We start from the raw sequence: 6,764 nt of genomic DNA, 5'->3' as shown, positions 1-6,764 counted from the left end.
AGTGGAAGTCATCTGATAGCCTTTTTCCTTCAGCTCTTCAGCTGTTGCCTTAAATGTATCCCAGTCTGCAACTTTCTTCTGAACCTCTGCCGGATCATCGCTTCCGAATACTTCTTTTGCAATATCTCTTCTGTAGATCATAGCACCCGGGCAGCCCTGCCAGGAAAGACCTTTTAAGTTGCCATCCGAATCTGTCATAACATCTTTGGTGTACTGATACTGGTCTGCAACTTCCTCATCTGTGATTCCCAGATCTGCCACAGACATTGTATAATCTGTATTTACATATTTCAGTGCATAATCGGCTTCAACAAGGAAGAGATCGATTTTGTCATCTGCTGCTGCATCAGCCTGTTTCAGAAGAGTCTCATCCAGATTATTCTGATATGCATTGTCATCAGAAGGAGTAATGTTCCATACAACATCAACATCTCCGATCTTGCCATGAGTTCCGTCAACTTCTTCATATCCGGGATAGTGGTCAGTCAGACGGGATTTGAATTCTTCATTCCAGCAATAAATGTTTAAAACTTTACCTTCGTCAGCGGCTGCATCTTCAGCCCATGTTGGAACTGCTGTAAGACCGGCAAGCATAGCTGCTGTTAATGTAATTGCCATAGCTTTTCTCTTCATCATGTTATTACCTCCTTGTGATAATTGTTTTGGGTTGATTGTAACTTTTCAGCAGTCCACCAACTGTGAAGATACTGAAGATTTTCTTATTTTGCCAGATTTCTGACTGATGCACCGGGAAAAGTCTTCCATCAACGGTGAATTTATCGATGATCGTTGTTTTAGGATTTTCGATAAGATCAATCAGCTTCTGTGCGGCAAGCCGTCCAATCGTTTCTGTGTCCTGACACAGAGTTGTCAGCCGTGGCTCCAGGATGCGTGCAAAAGTAAGTCCGTCATAGCCTGCAATGGAAATATCATCTGGTATTCGAAGTCCACGTTCGTGGATTTCATTGATGCCACCCAGTGCGGAGAAGTCATCCGGATAGAGGATACAGGTAGGAGGATTCTTTCAGATCCAGAAGCTCTGAAGTTGCTATTGCTGCAGCTTCTGCATCTCGATAAGGAATGACTGGCATATATTCATCAGGTATATCGATTCGTTTTTTCTGGAGAGTTCTGTAAAAACTTCCAAGTCTGTTTCGTGTGACAGAGGAATCTTCTCCGTGAATATAGGCAATCTTTCTGTGTCCCCGTTCAAGAATATAAGAGACAAGTTCTTCCATTCCCTGAATGTTGTTGGAAACAACAGCAATTCTTCCATCAAATACATGATCGATAGTGACTACCGGTATCTCGGACTGTACCAGGCGCTGTACCTCTTCTGTAAAAAAATTGATACAGGCGATCACCACTCCATCGACTCCACGGTAACGGCAGTGCTCATAATAACTGAGATGCTGACCGGAGAGGTTTCCACTGGTAAAAGTGATGTCATATCCTCTGGATTCGGCAGTGCGTTTAAAGCTTTCCAGTACATGATTGAAATAATCATGGGTGAGGCCACTCATGGCTTCGTCTACAAAAAGTACGCCAAGATTATAACTGCGTCTGGTCTTTAGTGCTCTTGCTGAGGAATTTGGAAGATATCCCATTTCTGATGCAGTCTTCAAAATAAGCTGTCGGGTTTCTTCGCTGATATCCGAATAACCATTAAGTGCTTTGCTGACGCTTGCAACAGATACGTTACATTGTTTTGCGATGTCTTTCATGGATACCATATTATAGTCCAGCCTTTTCTGTTTTTGCTTCTAAAACGTTTTCGCAAGCTAATCGTACTTTATTTTCAGATAAAATTCAAGTATTTTTGTTATATTTGTATAATTTATCCCTGTTGCACAAAAAAGAATTTATAATAATTTATTAATTTCACAAAAAACAGGCTTTAATATAACGAAAAGTTTCGCAATGATCTTACGGAAGTTAAAATAACAGTTGTGAAATATTTTGACTGCTAAAAATGTAGTTGATTTTTTTGAAAAACTGAATTATACTGTGATAAATCCAATCTAAACTATATAATAAACATATAAATTCTGAACGTATTCGTTTTCGCAAGTCTGTTTTCGGCCTTTTCTTCACAAGTGTTTATTTATTCTTTTTAAGGAGGCTTTTCAATGAAATTCGGATATTTTGACGACAAGGCGAAAGAATATGTTATCACTACACCACATACACCATTACCCTGGATCAATTATCTGGGAAGTAATGATTTCTTTTCACTGATCTCCAACACCTGCGGAGGATATAGCTTTTATAAAGATGCAAAATTGTTGCGAATTACCAGGTACCGTTATAATAATATTCCTGCAGATTCCAACGGAAAGTATTATTATATTAATGATGACGGAGTAATCTGGAATCCGGGAACTATGCCGTCTGCAACAGAAACAGATACTTATGAATGCAGACATGGTCTTGGATACAGTCGCTTCTGTTCTTCGAAAAATAATCTAAAAGCAGAGCTTCTGGTTTTTGTGCCCTCTGATGCTTCATGTGAGATCAATTGTCTGAAACTGAAAAATAACTCTGAAACTGAAAAAAATATTTCTCTGTTCTCATACGTGGAATTCTGCCTCTGGAATGCAGTGGATGACGCATCGAACTTCCAGAGAAATTTAAGTATCGGAGAAGTGGAAGTACAGGGGAGTACGATTTATCATAAGACAGAATACAGAGAAAGAAGGAAACATTACAGTTTCTTTACAGTAAATACACAGGTGGACAATTATGATACCAACAGAGATGCTTTTCTGGGAGCAGGAAACGGGAATGCTTTTCCAGAAGCTGTATGTAAGAAAAAATGCAGTAACTCTATTGCAAGCGGATGGTATCCCATTGCTGCACATCAGATAGATCTGACTCTGCTGCCGGGAGAGGAAAAAGAATTTGTTTTTATGCTGGGATATTGTGAAAATCCGGCAGATGATAAATGGGAAGCTCCCGGAATTATCAATAAAACCTCTGCAAAAGCATTGATTGAAAGATTTAATACAATGGAAAAAGCGATGCAGGCCTTTGCAGAACTGAAAAATTACTGGGAAACATTGCTGGCACGCTTTGCAGTCGTCAGCGAGAACGAACATATTGACCGCATGGCAAATATCTGGAATCAATATCAGTGTATGGTAACCTTCAATATGTCCAGATCAGCATCTTATTACGAATCAGGAACAGGACGGGGGATGGGGTTTCGCGATTCTTGCCAGGATCTTCTGGGATTTGTGCATCTTATCCCGGAGCGGGCAAGGGAAAGGATTATTGATATAGCATCTACACAGTTTCCGGATGGAAGTGCATATCATCAGTACCAGCCGCTGACAAAACAGGGGAATCTGGATGTTGGAAGCGGATTTAATGACGACCCGTTATGGCTGATCGCAGCAGTAGCAGCATATATCAAAGAGACTGGTGATTATGGGATACTTGATGTGCAGGTACCCTTTGATTGTAAGAAGGGAACAGAGGTACCGCTTTTTGAACATCTGGAGAAATCTTTTTATTACACAGTAACCCATCTTGGTCCTCACAAACTTCCTCTGATCGGAAGGGCAGACTGGAATGACTGCCTGAATCTGAACTGTTTTTCCAGTGAACCTGGAGAATCCTTTCAGACAACAGGGCCGTCGGAAGGCCCTGTGGCAGAATCTGTATTTATTGCAGGTATGTTTGTGAAATATGGAAAAGAATTTGAGGAACTCTGTGAGCGGACCGGGCACACAGAACTTGCAAAAGAAGCAGGGAAAGCAGTGGATGAGATGTATCAGGCAGTGCTGGATAATGGATGGGACGGAGAATGGTTCCTGCGTGCCTATGATGCACAGTCTGAAAAGGTTGGTTCAAAAGAATGCGAAGAAGGAAAGATTTTTATTGAACCACAGGGATTCTGTGTTATGGCAGGAATCGGCAAGGAAGAAGGAATAGCAGAAAAAGCTCTGGACTCTGTGAATGAATTGCTGGAAACAAAGTATGGAATAATGATCCTTCAGCCGGCTTATACAAGATACCATCTGGAACTTGGGGAAATTACTTCTTATCCGCCTGGATATAAAGAAAATGCAGGAATTTTCTGCCACAACAATCCGTGGATTTCCATTGCGGAGACTGTGCTTGGAAGAGGAAACAGGGCATTTGAGGTTTATCGTAAAATATGTCCATCTTATATTGAGGAAATCAGTGATATTCACCGGACAGAACCATATGTATATTCGCAGATGATCGCGGGAGCTGATGCACCAGGATTTGGAGAGGCAAAAAACAGTTGGCTGACAGGAACTGCAGCGTGGACATTTGTAAACCTGTCACAGGCGCTTCTTGGTATTCTGCCAGGATATGATGGTTTGATCGTAGACCCCTGCCTTCCGGAAACGTTTGGCGATTTTAAAGTGAACCGTCATTTTAGAGGGGCGGATTATCATATTGAAATCCATAAACCGAAAGGTGTGCAGAAAGGAGTCAGATGGATTGAGGTAGATGGTGAGAGGATAAATGGAAACCAGATTCCTATGGTCAATGGCAGAAACGAATACCATGTAATTGTACAGATGGGATAAGTGATAAATAAAAGTCCCCACCCATTGCTTATTGCCTGATGCAATTAAAGCAGAGGGTGGGGACTTATTTGAACAGGTTAAAGTAAAATACCTGTTTTATTTATTTTCTTCCTGAACTTCGATTTTACGAATTGTCTTGTTTTTGATTTCTTCTTTGATGGATGTAAGGAACTCACCAAGGTCTTTCATTCCTTCGTCGCCAAGGTAACGGCTTCTTACGGAAACCTTGCCTTCTTCTTCCTCTTTGGCGCCAACAATGAGCATGTATGGAACTCTTGCAAGGCGTGCTTCACGGATCTTGTAGCCCATCTTTTCGGAACGCTGGTCAACAGAGCAGCGGATTCCGTTTTCTTTTAACTGAGCTTCAACTTTGGCAGCATAGTCGTGGAATTTCTCGGAAATTGGAATCACACGAACCTGTTCCGGGCAGAGCCATGTCGGGAACATACCTGCATATTTCTCAATGAGCCATGCAAGTGTTCTCTCGTAGCATCCCATGGATGTACGATGAATGATGTATGGACGCTGTTTTTCACCGTTTTCATCGATATAATACATGTCGAACTGTTCAGCCAGAAGAGCATCCCACTGAATCGTGATCATAGTATCTTCTTTTCCGTATACGTTCTTGGCATTGATATCAACTTTAGGTCCGTAGAATGCAGCTTCGCCAACATCCTCTGTAAATGGAATGTTCAGTTCTTCAAGCATCTGACGGATATGAGCTTCTGTCTGATTCCACACTTCTGCATCACCGATGTATTTCTCTTTGTTGTTCGGATCCCATTTGGAAAGGTGATAGGTTACGTCCTCCTCTACACCAAGAACCTGCAGGCAGTACTGTGCAAGTGCGATACAATCTTTGAATTCTTTTACCATCTGGTCAGGTCTTACAATCAGATGACCTTCGGAGATCGTGAACTGACGCACACGTGTCAGACCATGCATTTCTCCGGAATCCTCATTACGGAACAGAGTGGATGTTTCACCGTAACGAAGAGGCAGATCACGATAGCTGTGCTGTTCTGCTTTGTATACATAGTACTGGAATGGGCATGTCATAGGACGAAGCGCAAATACTTCTTTGTCTGTTTCTTCGTCGCCGAGAACGAACATACCGTCTTTGTAGTGATCCCAGTGACCGGAAATTTTGTAGAGATCACTCTTTGCCATTAACGGAGTTTTTGTTCTTACATAGCCACGTTTTGTCTCTTCGTCTTCAATCCAGCGCTGAAGCTCCTGCATTATGATCACACCGTTTGGCATGATAAGAGGAAGTCCCTGTCCGATTACATCTACAGTTGTGAAGATTTTCATTTCACGTCCAAGTTTATTGTGATCGCGTTTTTTTGCTTCTTCCATCTGTTCCAGATGTTCTTTTAACTCATCCTTGGAAGCATAAGCTGTTCCGTAGATACGTGTGAGCATTGCGTTCTTTTCACTGCCTCTCCAGTAGGCGCTGGAGGAGGAGAGAAGCTTGAATGCTTTTACACCCTTTACGCTCATAAGGTGAGGACCTGCGCAGAGGTCTGTCCAGTCTCCCTGGGAATAGAAAGAGATTTCGGAGCCTTCCGGAAGATCTTCGATAAGTTCTACCTTGTATGGTTCATTTTTCTCCTGGAAGTATGCGATGGCATCTTCTCTTGATTTTGTGAAGCGTTCAATCTTAGCGCCTTTTTTGATGATCTTTTTCATTTCTTTTTCGATTGCATCCAGGTCATCACGGGAGAATGGAGGGCAGTCGAAATCATAGTAGAATCCTGTATCAATAGAAGGTCCGATAGCAACCTTTGCATCCGGGAATAAGGTCTGTACTGCCTGGGCAAGTACGTGGGATGCTGTATGGCGGAGAACTGCAAGTCCTTTTTCATCTTTTGCTGTCAGGATGTTTAATTCGCAGTCACTGTCAATAACTGTTCTCAGGTCTACAACTTCTCCGTTTACTTCTCCTGCACAGGCAGCACGTGCAAGTCCCTCGCTGATGTCGTAAGCAATGTCGATTACGGATTTTGCCTCAGCGTATTCTTTTTTTGAGCCGTCTTTTAATGTTACGATCATGATGATTATCTCCTTTACGTTAGTATGGATTTGTTATAGTTGCTGTTCACTGTTGATATCCCGCGGAGCGTGTTGTTGAGAACGGAGTGAACAGTAACAGGTTTTTGTACTGCGAAGGGGTAAAAGAAAGAATAAAAAAAT

Annotated in this window: 2 protein-coding genes and 2 pseudogenes; 1 reads left to right on the top strand and 3 read right to left on the bottom strand. The window is 42.0% G+C overall.

The annotated features are described in order from the left end of the window. Together AC075J_RS04180 and AC075J_RS04175 are read right to left on the bottom strand one after the other, a co-directional pair. Positions 1-633 (bottom strand): annotated as a pseudogene (locus AC075J_RS04180) (carbohydrate ABC transporter substrate-binding protein); the annotation flags it as partial. An 86-nt stretch (positions 634-719) separates the two neighbouring features. After that, positions 720-1,733 (bottom strand): annotated as a pseudogene (locus tag AC075J_RS04175) (LacI family DNA-binding transcriptional regulator). Between the two features lie 396 nt (positions 1,734-2,129). Between AC075J_RS04175 and AC075J_RS04170 the strand changes: the two are divergent. Beyond that, positions 2,130-4,565 carry a glycoside hydrolase family 94 protein gene (locus AC075J_RS04170; protein ID WP_055199792.1) on the top strand — a complete coding sequence of 812 codons (2,436 nt, stop codon included), beginning with the start codon at positions 2,130-2,132 and terminating at the stop codon, positions 4,563-4,565. A gap of 96 nt (positions 4,566-4,661) precedes the next feature. Here AC075J_RS04170 and thrS read toward each other — a convergent pair whose 3' ends face one another. Then, positions 4,662-6,623, bottom strand: coding sequence for a threonine--tRNA ligase (thrS, locus tag AC075J_RS04165; RefSeq protein ID WP_055199791.1), 1,962 nt, complete (start codon positions 6,621-6,623; stop codon positions 4,662-4,664). Positions 6,624-6,764: the final 141 nt, after the last annotated feature.

This window comes from Blautia sp. ZXY-1-C6 (assembly GCF_056339875.1).
The sequence above is the reverse complement of the archived record's forward strand: the minus strand, read 5'-3'. Positions and strand labels throughout refer to the sequence as shown.

Excerpts from the sequence above, each read along its gene's own strand:
- AC075J_RS04170 (WP_055199792.1), top strand. The coding sequence starts at position 2,130 with ATGAAATTCGGATATTTTGACGACAAGGCGAAAGAATATGTTATCACT.
- thrS (WP_055199791.1), bottom strand. The coding sequence starts at position 6,623 with ATGATCGTAACATTAAAAGACGGCTCAAAAAAAGAATACGCTGAGGCA.